Below are 13,910 nucleotides of genomic sequence, written 5' to 3'. Positions count from 1 at the left end.
CTTTTCCACGGGTGACGCGGGCGTTTCGTCGAGGCTTTCAGAAGGCAGGGCGGAAATGCACCTTGCCCTGCCACATCGTTGCACCGAACAGCGGCATCATTCCGGCGCGGGTGGCCTCGTCGAACTGGGTGACATGGCACTGCGCGGCGGCCTGCGCGGCGGCGAGATCGGCGGGGGTGTAGGCGATGGCCTCAGTCAGCAGCGCGGGATCGGTCACCGCCCACTCCGCCATTTCGGGCACCGGCGGGCGGCCGCCAGCGGGAATTCCGACATAGAGCAGCCTCGGGCGCTCTGCGTCGGGCATCGCCTGAACCACCTGCGTTGCCAGCGCGCTCACCATGCGGTGGTCGGCATGGCCGTAGCCACCGTCCGGTCCCCAGGTAAGAACGAGGCTGACTTGCGCGAGGTGACCGCCAAGTCTGCTGACCAGCTGCCTCGCCGGACTACCGGGGTGGTGCGCGTCCAGCCCGAGCGTCCCGTCACCCAGATCAAACTGCACGCTGCTTGTCGCGCCAAGGGCATTGACCGAGCAGAAAGCCTCCATGGCGCGCACCCGCCCCAGTTCCTCCCCCGGGGTAAGGCTTGAGACACCCGGTCCCGCATCGCCGCTGGTCGCGTGGATGATGGTAACCTGCGCCCCCTGCCGCGCCAGTGCGGCGATTGCGGGGGCCATGAACAGCTCGTCATCGGGGTGGGCGACCACCACCAGCACCCGTTGCGCCTCTGCCCGTGAGTCTTGCCCGTGCGCGGGTGCGAGCGTCTCTTGCCCGTGCGCGGGTGCGAGCGTCAGCGCGGTGAGCGCGATCATGCCTGCGGTGCGGTTCATTCGTCCCTCTCCTTGCGCCGCTTCCTGCCACTTGCGGGAGCTGCGATGCAAACTGTTTGCGCGCGCCACGCCGCCGATTATGCATGAGCGCCATGACCAACGACGTAATGATGGCCCGCCTCGCCGAACCCTTCGGCAACTTCCCCGAGATCCTGATGGAATGGTCGCGGATCAAAGGCGATGACCTCGCCCTGCGCGACGATAGCCGCGAGGTCTACTGGGCCGAACTGGTCGGCCTCGTCGAGCGGCTGGCGGCGCGGCTGGTGGAGACGGGGCTGAAGCGCGGGCAGTCGGTGGCGATCCTCGGCACGTCCACGGTCGAATATGCGCTGGTGTTCCTCGCGGCGGCGCGCGCCGGCGGGGTGGCCGCGCCGCTCACCACCAGCGCCTCGCCCGAACAGCTCGAAGGCATGGCAAAGGATTCGGGCGCGATCCATCTGTTCATCGACGCGGCCAAGGCGGCGGAGCTGGGGCCGGATTTCATGGCCGACCTGACCCGCGTGCCGCTGGAGAGCATCGACCAGTGGATGGCCCCTCCGGGTGCCCGTGCGCCGGACTTCGTGCCGGAGCCGAAAGACCCGTTCAACATCATCTATTCAAGCGGCACCACCGGCATCCCCAAGGGCATCGTCCATTCGCACCAGATGCGCTGGCGGCAGTTCGCGGCAACCGCGCTCAGCTATCTCGGCGCGGGGCTGGAGGTACGCTCGCTCGCCTCGACACCGCTCTATTCCAATACCACGATGGTCGCCTTCCTTCCGGTGCTGCTGGCGGGCGGCTGCGTGCGGGTAATGGGCAAGTTCGATTGCGCCAAGTGGCTCGCCCATGCGCAAGGCGACCGCACCACCATCACCATGCTGGTGCCGGTGCAGTACCAGAGGTTGATGGACTTCGCGGGCTTCGACGACTTCGACCTGTCGAGCCTGAAACTCAAATACTGCACCTCCGCGCCTTTCCCGGCGGAACTGAAGCGCGAAGTGCTGGCGCGGATGCCGGGCGGGCTGATCGAGATATATTCGATGACCGAAGGCGGTGTCGTCTGCCTGCTGGCGTGCCACGAATTCCCCGGCAAGCTCCACACGGTCGGCCGGCCCGCGCCGGGGAGCGAATTGAAGGTATTGGACGATGAAGACCGCGAAGTGCCGCCGGGCACGCCGGGCAACCTCGTCGGCCGCAGCCTCACCATGATGAGCGGCTACAAGAACCGCCCCGACAAGACCGCCGAGGCGCAATGGACCGATCCGGCGACGGGCGAGGTGTGGATGCGGATGGGCGATATCGGCCGCGTGGATGCCGAGGGCTTCGTCGAACTGGTGGGCCGCGCCAAGGACATGATCATCTCGGGCGGGTTCAACATCTACCCCTCCGATCTCGAGGCCGAATTGCTCAAGGAGCCGGGCGTGGCCGAGGTGGCGGTTGTCGGCGTGCCGTCGCGCGCATGGGGGGAAAGCCCGGTCGGCTTCGTGGTGCTCAAGGATGCCGCCGATCCGGCGGCAATCATGGCGGCGGTCAACGCCCGGCTCGGCAAGACCCAGCGCCTGGCAGCGCTGCACCCGATCGCGGAGATGCCGCGGAGCCATATCGGCAAGCTGCTCAAGAGCGAATTGCGCGAGGAAGCGGCAAGACTGGGCGGCGTGGCCTAGAAACAAGACGGCCCGGCTGCCGTATCGGGCAACCGGGCCGCTGTCGTGAAGCGCGAGGGAGAGGGCGCCCGCGCTTCGCCGGGGTTCTGCTCGAGCGCTCAGACGATGAACGTGTTGAACGCGGTGCCGCTCATCGCGACCGCAAGCAGGAAGGCAATCGCCTTTTCACTGATCATGCGCATGGTTCGTTTTCCCTGTTCTGTTGTGGTTCGGGTCGGCCCGGCGCGGCGCTGGAGAGAGGAATCGCCGTCCGGGCTTACGCACAATATGGATTGAAGCGCGTAATTTTCAATCACTCAGACGAATGAATATATTTCATCGCTGAAAGCGATTTTTGCGATCATCGAGGCGCAAGCGGACGCGCAAAGCTCCAGCTGGAGACGCGGCCACCAATGATAGGGGGGGGGAGGACTGGTAGCCGCGTCTCGCTCACTGCTGGTCCGGCCTTTTGCGGCGGGACACCCGGCTGGAGCGGAGGGCCGAAAGGGGGGAGATGGCCGTCCGTGCCGGGGCTGGCAGGCTGACGGAACAGCCGTGTTCGGCCTGTTTCCGCCTTGCAATGGCCCCGCATGGGGGAGGCCGGGATGGAGAGAGAGGAGCCCGGCACGCATTGCGCGGACGCCATTTGGTGTTCGACGGCATCGAATGCAAATGCGAAAACGCCAAGGTTGATTGCATGAATTGCAACCTCATCACAGGCGCCCAATGCAAACGGCCGCCGGATCGCTCCGACGGCCGTCTTGCTATTTCAACAGGTTGGACGCGCTCAGTTGGCGGCGACGGCACGCCCGCGACGCGCTTCTGCGGCGGCCACGCGCTCGACTTCAGCCAGCGCTGCGGTGCGGGCTTCGGCGACGCACTTCGCATCGACCAGCTTGCGGCCATAGGTGTAGCGGGCAGCGCCCTCGACGGCGCAGGCCTGGCGCAGCTTGGCGTCGATCCGCGCTTCAAGCGCGGCGCGGCCTTCGGCGCTGGTCACATCGACATCGCCATAGGCAACACGCAGGGTGACGGTCTGCTCACCGGCCTGCGGCGCGGCAAGCACGGGCGCGGCGATGGCGGCAAGGGCGATCAGGGGGAGAGTGAAACGCATGGGAAATACTCCGGGGTAGAGAGGGTGTCTGGGAAAGGCGATGCCGTTGACCGGCATTCAGTTGCTGTTTGAAACTCTGGTGCAGCGCACAAGAGATGTGTGCAAATGCGAAATGCGCGATATTGGTTCCAAAGATTGCAACGGCAGGAGCGAGTTTTTTCGGGAACCAATTGCTTTGCTGACAAAATTTTTATGCTGCATCGCAAAACGGGGTGCATCGCACCGGCGCCCGCTGGACAGAAAGGGGTGCGCTTCGTAATTCGCCGCCATGAGCGCGCACCCATCAAGCCCGGCACAGGGCGATTCTGCCGTCCCCGAATCGATTCTGATCGTCGATTTCGGCTCTCAAGTGACCCAGCTGATCGCACGCCGCGTGCGCGAGGCGGGCGTCTATTCCGAAATCGCGCCCTTCAGCCAGGCCGAAGCGGCGTTTCACCGGCTTAGCCCCAAGGGGATCATCCTCTCCGGCTCGCCCGCCAGCGTGCCCGACGACGGCAGCCCGCGCGCACCGCAACTGCTGTTCGATGCGGGCCTGCCGATCCTCGGCATCTGCTATGGCCAGCAGGTGATGACCCACCAGCTGGGCGGCGAAGTGCGCCCCGGCCACGAAACGGGGGAAGGCGGCGAGTTCGGCCGCGCTTTCCTCACCGTCACCGGCGAATGCGCGCTGTTCGACGGGCTGTGGGAGGTGGGAAGCCGCCATCAGGTGTGGATGAGCCACGGCGACAAGGTGACGCAGTTCGCGCAGGGATTCGAGATCGTCGCCACCAGCGACGGCGCGCCCTTCGCGGTAATCGCCGACGAGGCGCGCCGCTTCTACGGCACCCAGTTCCACCCGGAGGTCGTCCACACCCCCGACGGCGGCAAGCTGATCGCCAACTTCGTGCGCCACGTCTGCGGGCTGGCGGGCGACTGGACCATGGCCGAGTTCCGCAAGACCAAAATCGCCGAAATCCGCGCACAGGTGGGCGACAAGCGGGTGATCTGCGGCCTCAGCGGCGGCGTGGACTCGGCGGTTGCGGCGGTCCTGATCCACGAGGCGATCGGCGACCAGCTCACCTGCGTCTTCGTCGACCACGGCCTCATGCGCATGAACGAGGCGGAGCAGGTCGTCACCCTGTTCCGCGATCACTACAACATCCCGCTGGTACACGTGGAGGCCGAAGAGCTGTTCCTCGGCGGGCTTGCCGGCCTCACCGACCCGGAAGCCAAGCGCAAGTTCATCGGCAAGACCTTCATCGATGTGTTCGAGGAAGAAGCACGCAAGATCGGCGGGGCGGACTTCCTCGCGCAGGGCACGCTTTATCCCGATGTGATCGAAAGCGTCAGCTTCACCGGCGGGCCGAGCGTCACGATCAAGAGCCACCACAATGTCGGCGGGCTGCCGGAACGCATGAACATGGCGCTCGTCGAACCCTTGCGCGAACTGTTCAAGGACGAGGTGCGCGATCTCGGCCGCGAGCTGGGCCTGCCCGATGCCTTCGTCGGCCGCCACCCCTTCCCCGGCCCCGGCCTTGCGATCCGCATCCCCGGCGAAGTGACCAAGGAACGCTGCGACATCCTGCGCAAGGCCGACGCGATCTATCTCGAGGAAATCCGCAATGCGGGCCTCTATGACGCGATCTGGCAGGCCTTCGCGGTGCTGCTGCCGGTCAAGACCGTCGGCGTGATGGGCGACGGGCGCACTTACGATTCGGTCTGCGCCCTGCGCGCGGTGACCTCGACCGACGGGATGACGGCGGATGTCTTCCCCTATGACGCCGGCTTCCTGACCCGCGTGGCGACCCGTATCGTCAACGAGGTCAAGGGCATCAACCGGGTGGTCTACGATTACACCAGCAAGCCGCCGGGCACTATCGAGTGGGAGTAAGGGGCGAGCCGGCGCAGGCCTGCCCCCAAGCATCTGCCACTTCCGCCTCGGCGGCAAATCGCCTATCTCTCGCCCCGTTGTTTCCGCACCCGAGGTATTGCCTGTGACGAACCTGCGCCCTTTTGCCCCTTTCGCCGCCGCGCTTGCCCTCGGGCTTGGCGCCTGCGCCCAGCCGGCAGCCGAAGGCACTGCAGCCGATCAAGCCTCCTCCGTGACCGAAGGTGCATGGACGCTCGATCCGGTGACCTCGCGCCTGTCCTATGTCAGTATCAAGGCGGGCGAGATTGCCGAGAGCAACGGATTTGAGAAGCTGTCCGGCAGCGTTGCGGCGGATGGCACGGCGAGCATCGAGATCGACCTTGCCTCGGTCGCGACCGGGGTCGACATCCGCAACGAGCGCATGCGCGACATCTTCTTCCAGGTCGCCGACAATCCCACGGCGGTCGTGGCGGCCAAGCTCGATCCGGCGGCCTTTGCCGGGCTTGCGGTGGGCCAGTCGCTGACCCGCCCGCTCAAGGCGACCTTGACGATCAAAGGCGTGGAGCAGGAGATCGAGACCGAAGTGCTCGTCACCCGCGCTGCCGAAACCCGCGTGACCGTGGTGCCGACCGCGCCCGTGATCATCACCACCGACATGTTCGATCTGACCGACGAACTGGGCGAACTGCGCGCGCTGGCACAATTGCCCTCGATCACGCCCGCGGTGCCGGTGACCTTTACGCTCGCCTTTACCCGGACACAACAGCAATAGCGCCGCCATCCCGGGGAGTTTGCGCTGGATCAATGCAGATCGGCGCCGCAACCGGCATCAGAGATGTGCCGGGTGGGTTGGAAGCGACTCGATCCCACCGTATTCCAGCCCCCCGGTTCCCCCGATTTCCACCTTCCGTTACGACATGACGCTACGGCGCGCGTAGCCTTGCCGCGTCCTGTCCAAAAGCGGGCTTGAAAGGCCCCGGCAAACAGGCTTGTGTCGCGTCCAATCACAGCGTTTGACGGGAGACGACACGCCATGAAGACCGCCATCACCGAAATGTTCGGCATCGAGCACCCGATCATTCAGGGGGGGATGCACTATGTGGGATTCGCCGAGATGGCCGCAGCCGTCTCCAACGCGGGCGGGCTGGGCATCATCACCGGCCTGACGCAAGGCACGCCCGAGAAGCTGGCGAACGAAATCGCGCGCTGCAAGGACATGACCGACAAGCCCTTCGGTGTGAACCTGACCATCCTGCCGACCCTGACGCCGCCCGACTATCCGGGCCTCGTCAAGGCGGTGATCGACGGCGGGGTGAAGGTGGTCGAGACCGCCGGACGCAACCCGGTCGATCTGCTGGGGCCGCTGAAGGACGCTGGGATCAAGGTGATCCACAAGTGCACTAGCGTGCGCCACTCGCTGAAGGCGCAGGAGATCGGCTGCGATGCGGTGAGCGTCGACGGGTTCGAATGCGGCGGGCACCCGGGCGAGGACGACGTGCCCAACTTCATCCTGCTGCCGCGTGCGGCGGATGAACTGGAAATCCCTTTCGTCTCCAGCGGCGGCATGGCCGACGGGCGTAGCCTTGTCGCGAGCCTCGCCATGGGCGCGCAGGGGATGAACATGGGCACCCGCTTCATCGCCACCAAGGAGGCGCCGGTGCACGAGAACGTGAAGCAGGCGATCCTTGCCGCGAGCGAACTCGATACGCGGCTGGTGATGCGTCCGCTGCGCAACACGGAACGCGTGCTCAATAATGCCGCAGTCGAACGCCTGATCCAGAAAGAGAAGGACCTCGGCGATACCATCACAATCCAGGACATCCTGCCCGAAGTCGCCGGGGTTTACCCGAAGATCATGACCGAAGGCGCGATGGACGAAGGCGCTTGGAGCTGCGGCATGGTGGCCGGGCTCATCCACGATATCCCCACCTGTCAGGAACTGATCGACCGGATCATGCTGCAGGCCGAAGAGATTATCGCCCGGATGCAGGCCATGGCCCGCGCCTGAATCCTTGCCCCGCGTCCGGATAAGTATCCGCCCGCATTCTCAGCATCTGACCGCTGCGGCATGATTGCCTCCGGGTTGCGATGATTCGCTTGCAGTCGGCCAGCTTCGGGAGGCATGCCGAACGCACCCGGCGCGGAGGATGTGATGGAACTGGTTCTTGATCCGGCAGCCCTTGCGGGTCTGTCAGGCCTGATAGCCCTGAGCGGATGGGCGCTGGGGCGCACGCAGAACGGGCGCAACACGCCGGAGGCGCCGCCTGCAACCGAACCGGTCCCTGCGGCGCTTGCCTTGGCCAAAGCCGGGGAACCTGCAGATTGCCAGCAGCGCGCCTTGGAGGAACGGCGCGCGATCTTCGACCAGCCCCTCGCACTGAGCGAGCTGCATGATCACGTCAGTTCCATCCGTCGCATGGAAAGGGTTTTCGAACAGGAACTTTCAGGCCCGAAAGGAATGCTGGCCTTACCCTTGCGCGACATGGATGATGTCTGCCGCTATTTCGGGCTCAGCGGCCGGCCGACCTGTCCGGGCCCTGCCAACCGCCGCTGTCACCATGACGGGCCCTGCATGGCTTCGGGCCTGTGTTCGTCTGTCACCGGCCAGCGGCCGGATCCTGCTTTGGCAACACCGCCGGTCAGTCGCGCTTCGCCTTTCGCTCCCTGACCACCGTGTAGGGGATGAAATCCTCGAAGAAGACCACGCCGGCGAAAATCCCGGTGATCGGGTCGATCGCGGTTACCACATCGAGCCGGCAAAGGTCGGTCGCGTTGAAGCGCTGAGTGACCAGCGCGTACCGGCGATCGATCTGCTCCGGATTGCGCGTGCGCTGGACGTAGATCGTGGTGCCAGACCCGAAAACATAGGCGGTCTTGTCGATGGTCTGGATGCGCTTGCTGGGCAAAGTGCGGATGCAGCGCACAGGCTCGCCCGCCTCGCGCCCCTCCAGCAGCTTTGCGAGCTGCTTTTCGCCCTTGGTCATGGGCGCGGCCTCGGTCGACGATTCGAGGTCCGGTCCGGGTTGCTCCTGCGCGATTACCGGAGTGGCAAATGCAAACGCTGCGGCAAACCCTGCCACAACGCCACGCAGGCCGAGGCAAAGGCGGGTCATGGGCAATTCTCCTTTGATCATGCGCGACGGCATGAAGCATGGAGCCTGAACCGCTGCTGAGCAATGGTTCAGGAGCGGGCCGGGCTCGCTCCGGAGGAAATATCGGGCAGGCTCGCCTGGTCCGCCCCGTCGGCCGGGCCGCCGCGCAGGACAAAGCGCCGGTCGCAATAGCCGCAATCGACATAACCGTGCTCGTCGATCTCGAGGAAGACACGCGGGTGGCCGAGTGCGGCGGGGCGATAGCCCGCGCCGCCGCGGATGCCGCTGGCCCCGTCGCAGGAAACGCGCCGCGTATCGACCAGCAGGACTTCGGGAGGGGCAATGCTCATGGACCCTGCCGATACAGACGGGGCGGGCCGAGCGCAATTGCCTTTGGTGCAGGGCTTGCCTAGGGCAAGCCCATGTCCTCCCAAAGCCCCCCGGCTCCTGCCATCCGCATCGACAACCTCGTCAAGCGCTATGCGCCTGCGAAGGGAGCGAAGGGCAGCGTGACCGAGGGCAAGCTCGCGCTCGGCGGGGTAAGCTTCGATGTGCCCGAAGGATCGATCTTCGGGCTGCTCGGTCCCAATGGCGCGGGCAAGTCGACGCTGATCAACATTCTGGCCGGGCTGGTCAACAAGACCAGCGGCACGGCGGAAATCTGGGGCTTCGACATTGATCGCCAGCGCCGCAACGCCAGCCGCTCGATCGGGATCGTGCCGCAGGAAATCGTGTTCGATCCCTTCTTCACACCCCACGAGGTGCTGGAGAACCAGGCCGGCTTCTACGGCATTCCGGCCGCGCTCAGGCGCTCTGAGGAATTGCTCGAAGCCGTGCGGCTCGCCGACAAGCGCAATGCCTATGCGCGCACCCTGTCGGGCGGCATGAAGCGCCGCCTGCTGGTCGCCAAGGCGATGGTGCATTCACCGCCGATCCTCGTGCTGGATGAGCCCACGGCGGGTGTCGATGTCGACCTCAGGCGTCAGCTGTGGGAGCTGGTGAGCGAATTGAACCGCGAGGGCGTGACGGTGGTGCTGACCACCCATTACCTCGAAGAGGCCGAAGAACTGTGCGACCGCATCGCGATCATCAACCACGGCCAGCTGATCGCCAACAAGCCGACGCGTGAACTGGTCGACATGGCGCGCGAAAAGATCGTCGCGGTGACCGCCGCCGCGGATCTCGCCGCGGCGCCCGCGCACGAGGCCTTCGTGCGGGTCGCATGGGATGGAGCTCGCGGAGTCGAGGTGACCTATGACAAGGATCGCCTCAGCGCCGGGCAAGTGCTGGCGATCCTGCAGGACCAGGGCCTTGGAATCGAGGATGTCACAACCCGCGAGGCCGATCTGGAAGATGTGTTCGTGCAGCTGACCGCCGCCGGCGCGCCCGGCTAGGCGCTGCTAGTCCTCGCGCTTGCGCCAATTTCGGCGGGCAATTCGCACGATCGGCGCGCCGCAGTGTCGGCAGGCTCCGACATATCGCTTGCCGTCCCAGGTCACATCCCGCCGCAGCGGTTCATGACGGTCCGTGGTGCAGCCGATAAAGGAAATGAAGGACATGGAGGGTTGTGCCGTTCGAGAGGTTGCTGGCTATTCTTGTTCTTCCGGTCGGCGCGACTCGACTATTCTTGCCCCGCAGCGCGCAACGCAGTCGCGACCGGGCGGTGTGATGCGCCAAGCCTACGGGAAAATACATAGGCCAGATTACTTAAGCCTGTGTGACAGAGCATCGCCCTTGCCCGCCGACCGATTGCGGGCCATTGCGCATCCATGGCAAGCAAGGATGCAAGCGTGACGCAGCATGACATGCCACATGACGTTGTCGTGATCGGTTCCGGCGCGGCCGGACTGACGGCGGCGCTGGCGCTGGCCGAAAGCGCCCGCGTGCTGGTGCTGGCCAAGGGCTCGCTCACCGGCGGATCCACCGCCTGGGCGCAGGGCGGGATCGCCGCCGTGCTCGACGCGGGCGATACCTTCGAGGATCATATCCGCGACACCATGGTGGCAGGGGCCGGCCTTAACGACCGCGACACGGTGGAGTTCGTGATCGAGCGCGCGCCCCAATCGATCGACCGGCTGTGCGCGCTGGGCGTGCCGTTCAACCGTGACGCGGACGCGCTTCACCTCACCCGCGAGGGCGGCCATTCGCACCGCCGGATCGTCCATGTGGACGATGCGACCGGCTGGGCGGTGCAAGAGGCGCTGCTCAAGGCCGCCGAAGCCAATCCCAACATCACGCTCCTGCCCGGGCGCACCTGCATCGACTTCATCACCGACCGCCACCGCGAGCAGTTCTCCGCGGCAGGACGTGTATGGGGGGTCTATGCGCTCGACGAGGCCACCGGGCGGGTCGAACGCCACGTCGCCCGCGCCACGATCCTTGCCAGCGGCGGCGCGGGGCGCGTCTACCAGTTCTCCACCGCCCCGCGCGGCGCGACCGGCGACGGGATCGCGATGGCGTGGCGGGCGGGCGCACGCGTCTCCAACATGGAGATGATGCAGTTCCACCCGACCTGCCTCTACAATCTCGAGGTCAAGAACTTCCTCATTACCGAGGCGGTGCGCGGCGAGGGCGGGCATCTGCTCCACCCTGAAACCGGGCGGCGCTTCATGGTCGATTACGATCCCGAGCGGATGGAGCTTGCGCCCCGCGACGTGGTCGCCCGCGCGATCGACGACCAGATCAAGCGGTTTGGCCTCGATTACGTGCACCTTGATATCAGCCACCAGCCCGCAGACTTCGTGAAAGGCCACTTCCCGACGATCTACGACAAGCTGATGGGTCTCGGCATCGACATGACCAAGCAGCCGATCCCGGTCGTCCCCGCGCAGCACTATACCTGTGGCGGAGTGGTGGTGGATCTGGCCGCACGCACCGATGTGCCGGGGCTGTGGGCGGCGGGCGAATGCACCGAAAGCGGGCTGCACGGGGCGAACCGGCTGGCTTCCAATTCCCTGCTCGAATGTTTCGTGTTCGGCGAGGCGGCGGCGCAGGATATCCTTTCGCGCTGGGACACGCTGGAAGCGCCGCCTGCGATCCTTCCGTGGGACGAAAGCCGCGTGACCGACTCCGACGAGGAGGTGGTCATCAAGCAGAACTGGACCGAGATCCGCCGCTTCATGTGGAACTATGTCGGCATCGTGCGCACCACCAAGCGGCTTGAGCGCGCCGCGAGCCGAATCGAGTTGCTGAAACGCGAGGTCGAGGATTACTACGGCGCCTTCCGGGTGACGACCGACTTGATTGAACTGCGCAACCTGCTGCAATCAGCCGAACTGATCGTGCAATCGGCGCTGCGCCGCAAGGAGAGCCGGGGGCTGCACTACACGCTGGATTATCCGGCGCTGGCGGACGAGGCGAAGGATACGGTGCTGGTGCCGTAACAATCGCCGAGGAACCAGTCAGTTAGGCGCGGGTTCATCTTGCACTGACTAGCCTTTCGCGCTGGTGATGGCTGGGAAGGGATGCCTGCGATGAAGAAGTCTGCCTTGATGCTGGGTCTGGCCGCTCTGGCCGCCACGCCCCTCGCCGCTCAAGACAACGCCCCGTCCGAAAATTCCATCGTCGTCACCGCCCAGCGTTCGGGCGCGCCGATGTGGGTCATCGACACGCCCAGCGGCACCATCATCCTCGTCGGCGAGATTCGCGCTATCCCTGAAACCACCCCATGGCAGCCCGACCGCTTGAGGGAAGCCACCGCCGAGGCCGACCGGGTGATCCTCGGCGCGCGGCCCAAGGTTTCGCCCGGCGATGTGCTGCGGCTGATGTTTTCGGGGAGCAAGTTCACCAAGCTGCCCGACAAGACTGTGGCAAGCGACTATCTCCCGCCCCGGGAATGGGCGCGGCTTCAGGCCATAGGCGAAGCGAACAAGGACGATTATGCGCGACAGAGCTTCCTGCTCACTGCGTTCCAGATGCTGAGGAAGGGACTGCGCTTCAACCGCGACACCACCGACGATGCGTCTGACGTCGTCAGGAAGGCAGCCGACAAGGCCAAGGTGCCGACGACCCGCGCGGCCACTCTGCGCGGTGAGGATGTGCTCGACACGCTCGCTGAAGCACCGCCTTCTGCCCATGTGCCCTGCATGATCGCCGCGATGGACGCGGTCGAGGCCGGGCCGGAGATCGTCGAACAGCGCGGGGCCGATTGGCGGCGCTACGCGATCCCGGCGGTGATGGCGAACCCGCTCGAAGTAGCGCTGGGCCAGTGCTGGCCATGGGCCGACGATCTGCTCGGTAGCGAATTGCGCGGCATCTGGGTCGATCGCATCTCCGAAGCCAGTGCCGCCACCGGCACCACGCTGGCGGTTGTTCCCTTGCGGGTGTTGGCAGAGGACGGCGGAGTGCTTGACCAATTGGACGCGCGCGGCTTCGATATTGCAGGACCCGCGTGGAAGTGACCATGCGGGGCCTAGAGAGAGGAAGCCCGCGCCAATGCCAACCGTCACCACCCCCAATACCGGTATCGAGATCTTCTACGAGGACCACGGCGACCCCGCGCACGAGGTGATCCTGCTGGTGATGGGCCTCGGCGCACAGCTGACCTTGTGGCCCGATGAGTTCGTCGATGCGCTGGTGGGCGAGGGTTTCCGGGTCATACGCTACGACAACCGCGATATCGGCCTCAGCCAGAAGATGGAGGGCGCGCGCGCACCAGGCCTGGCGATGCAGGTGCTGCGCAAGAAGATCGGCTTTCCGGCACGCGTGCCCTACACGCTGACCGATATGGCGCATGACGGGATCGGAGTGCTGGATGCGCTGGAGATCGACGCGGCGCACGTGGTCGGTGCCTCGATGGGGGGCATGATTGCACAGCTGATGGCGGTGCATCACGGCCACCGCCTGCTGAGCATGACCTCGATCATGTCCACCACCGGCAACGGCAAGCTGCCCCAGGCCGAAAAGCACGCGATGGACGCGCTGATCGCGCCGCTCAAGAGCATGGACGAGGAAAGCCTCGTCGCCCACGGGCTCAATGTGGCGAAGAATATCGGCAGTCCGGGCTTTCCCTTCGATCCCGAGGCCCAGCGCGAGCGGGTGCTGCGCAACATCCGCCGCTCCGTCTATCCGGCAGGGCTCCCGCGCCAGCTTGCCGCAATCATCGACGACGGCTGCCGCCGCGCGCGACTCGCCGATGTGCGCGTGCCGACCCTGGTGCTGCACGGCGAGGATGATCCGCTGGTCAAGCTCGAAGCGGGCGAGGACACCGCGCGGCACATTTCAGGCGCACGGCTGGTGACGATACCGGGCTGGGGCCACGATATCCCCGCGCCGCTGATCCCGCGCGTGACTGGAGAGATCGTGGCTCACGCGAGGGGCGGCTAGCGCGCTTTCCCGATGCGGCTGTCAAAATGCCCTTCGTCTGCTATTCTGCGCAAAGTCGCGAACGCGGCAGGCGTATGAGAAT

Annotated in this window: 14 protein-coding genes; 9 read left to right on the top strand and 5 right to left on the bottom strand. The window is 65.6% G+C overall.

Going from position 1 to position 13,910, the window contains the following annotated elements:
• Positions 1–37 precede the first annotated feature (37 nt).
• The gene (locus I603_RS07010) at positions 38–826 is read right to left on the bottom strand and encodes a PIG-L family deacetylase (RefSeq protein ID WP_068863529.1); all 789 of its coding nucleotides are present in this window, start codon (positions 824–826) and stop codon (positions 38–40) included.
• Positions 827–918: 92 nt separating this feature from the next.
• Between I603_RS07010 and I603_RS07005 the strand changes: the two genes are divergently transcribed.
• Entirely contained in the window at positions 919–2,469 is a 1,551-nt protein-coding gene (locus I603_RS07005; RefSeq protein WP_407643888.1) for a class I adenylate-forming enzyme family protein, read from the top strand.
• Positions 2,470–2,567: 98 nt separating this feature from the next.
• Here the strand turns inward: I603_RS07005 and I603_RS14500 are convergent, their stop codons facing one another.
• Together I603_RS14500 and I603_RS07000 are read right to left on the bottom strand one after the other, a co-directional pair.
• Entirely contained in the window at positions 2,568–2,765 is a 198-nt protein-coding gene (locus I603_RS14500; protein WP_143736680.1) for a hypothetical protein, read from the bottom strand.
• A gap of 470 nt (positions 2,766–3,235) precedes the next feature.
• Entirely contained in the window at positions 3,236–3,562 is a 327-nt protein-coding gene (locus I603_RS07000; protein WP_068863525.1) for a UrcA family protein, read from the bottom strand.
• 268 nt (positions 3,563–3,830) lie between these two features.
• On the opposite strand from I603_RS07000, the gene guaA reads away from it, so the two are divergent.
• The 4 genes from guaA (at position 3,831) to I603_RS06980 (ending at position 8,079) form a co-directional block, all read left to right on the top strand.
• Positions 3,831–5,432 (top strand): glutamine-hydrolyzing GMP synthase, encoded by a 1,602-nt coding sequence (gene guaA / locus I603_RS06995; RefSeq protein ID WP_068863523.1) that lies wholly within the window; start codon positions 3,831–3,833, stop codon positions 5,430–5,432.
• A gap of 103 nt (positions 5,433–5,535) precedes the next feature.
• Entirely contained in the window at positions 5,536–6,183 is a 648-nt protein-coding gene (locus I603_RS06990) for a YceI family protein (RefSeq protein WP_232305281.1), read from the top strand.
• Positions 6,184–6,444: 261 nt separating this feature from the next.
• The gene (locus I603_RS06985) at positions 6,445–7,419 is read left to right on the top strand and encodes an NAD(P)H-dependent flavin oxidoreductase (RefSeq protein WP_068863521.1); all 975 of its coding nucleotides are present in this window, start codon (positions 6,445–6,447) and stop codon (positions 7,417–7,419) included.
• 114 nt (positions 7,420–7,533) lie between these two features.
• Positions 7,534–8,079, top strand: coding sequence for a hypothetical protein (locus tag I603_RS06980; protein ID WP_068863519.1), 546 nt, complete (start codon positions 7,534–7,536; stop codon positions 8,077–8,079).
• Here I603_RS06980 and I603_RS06975 read toward each other — a convergent pair.
• A complete protein-coding gene (locus I603_RS06975) occupies positions 8,051–8,524 on the bottom strand; it encodes a hypothetical protein (RefSeq protein ID WP_068864103.1) in 474 nt (157 codons plus the stop codon). The two genes, I603_RS06980 and I603_RS06975, sit on opposite strands and share 29 nt — an antisense overlap.
• 68 nt (positions 8,525–8,592) lie before the next feature.
• The gene (locus I603_RS06970; protein ID WP_068863518.1) at positions 8,593–8,853 is read right to left on the bottom strand and encodes a zinc-finger domain-containing protein; all 261 of its coding nucleotides are present in this window, start codon (positions 8,851–8,853) and stop codon (positions 8,593–8,595) included.
• A 72-nt stretch (positions 8,854–8,925) separates the two neighbouring features.
• Between I603_RS06970 and I603_RS06965 the strand changes: the two genes are divergently transcribed.
• From I603_RS06965 to I603_RS06950, 4 genes are all read left to right on the top strand, one after another.
• The gene (locus tag I603_RS06965; RefSeq protein ID WP_068863516.1) at positions 8,926–9,897 is read left to right on the top strand and encodes an ABC transporter ATP-binding protein; all 972 of its coding nucleotides are present in this window, start codon (positions 8,926–8,928) and stop codon (positions 9,895–9,897) included.
• A 375-nt stretch (positions 9,898–10,272) separates the two neighbouring features.
• Positions 10,273–11,886: an L-aspartate oxidase gene (gene nadB / locus I603_RS06960; RefSeq protein WP_068863514.1), complete on the top strand. Its 1,614-nt coding sequence runs from the start codon at positions 10,273–10,275 to the stop codon at positions 11,884–11,886.
• 90 nt (positions 11,887–11,976) lie between these two features.
• Positions 11,977–12,903 (top strand): TraB/GumN family protein, encoded by a 927-nt coding sequence (locus tag I603_RS06955; RefSeq protein WP_068863512.1) that lies wholly within the window; start codon positions 11,977–11,979, stop codon positions 12,901–12,903.
• A 34-nt stretch (positions 12,904–12,937) separates the two neighbouring features.
• Complete coding sequence (locus I603_RS06950; RefSeq protein WP_068863511.1) at positions 12,938–13,828, top strand: alpha/beta fold hydrolase; 891 nt, start codon at positions 12,938–12,940, stop codon at positions 13,826–13,828.
• Positions 13,829–13,910 lie beyond the last annotated feature (82 nt).

The sequence above is a fragment of the Erythrobacter dokdonensis DSW-74 genome, from assembly GCF_001677335.1.
Classification (GTDB): domain Bacteria; phylum Pseudomonadota; class Alphaproteobacteria; order Sphingomonadales; family Sphingomonadaceae; genus Erythrobacter; species Erythrobacter dokdonensis.
This window is presented reverse-complemented; position numbering and strand designations above follow the sequence as displayed.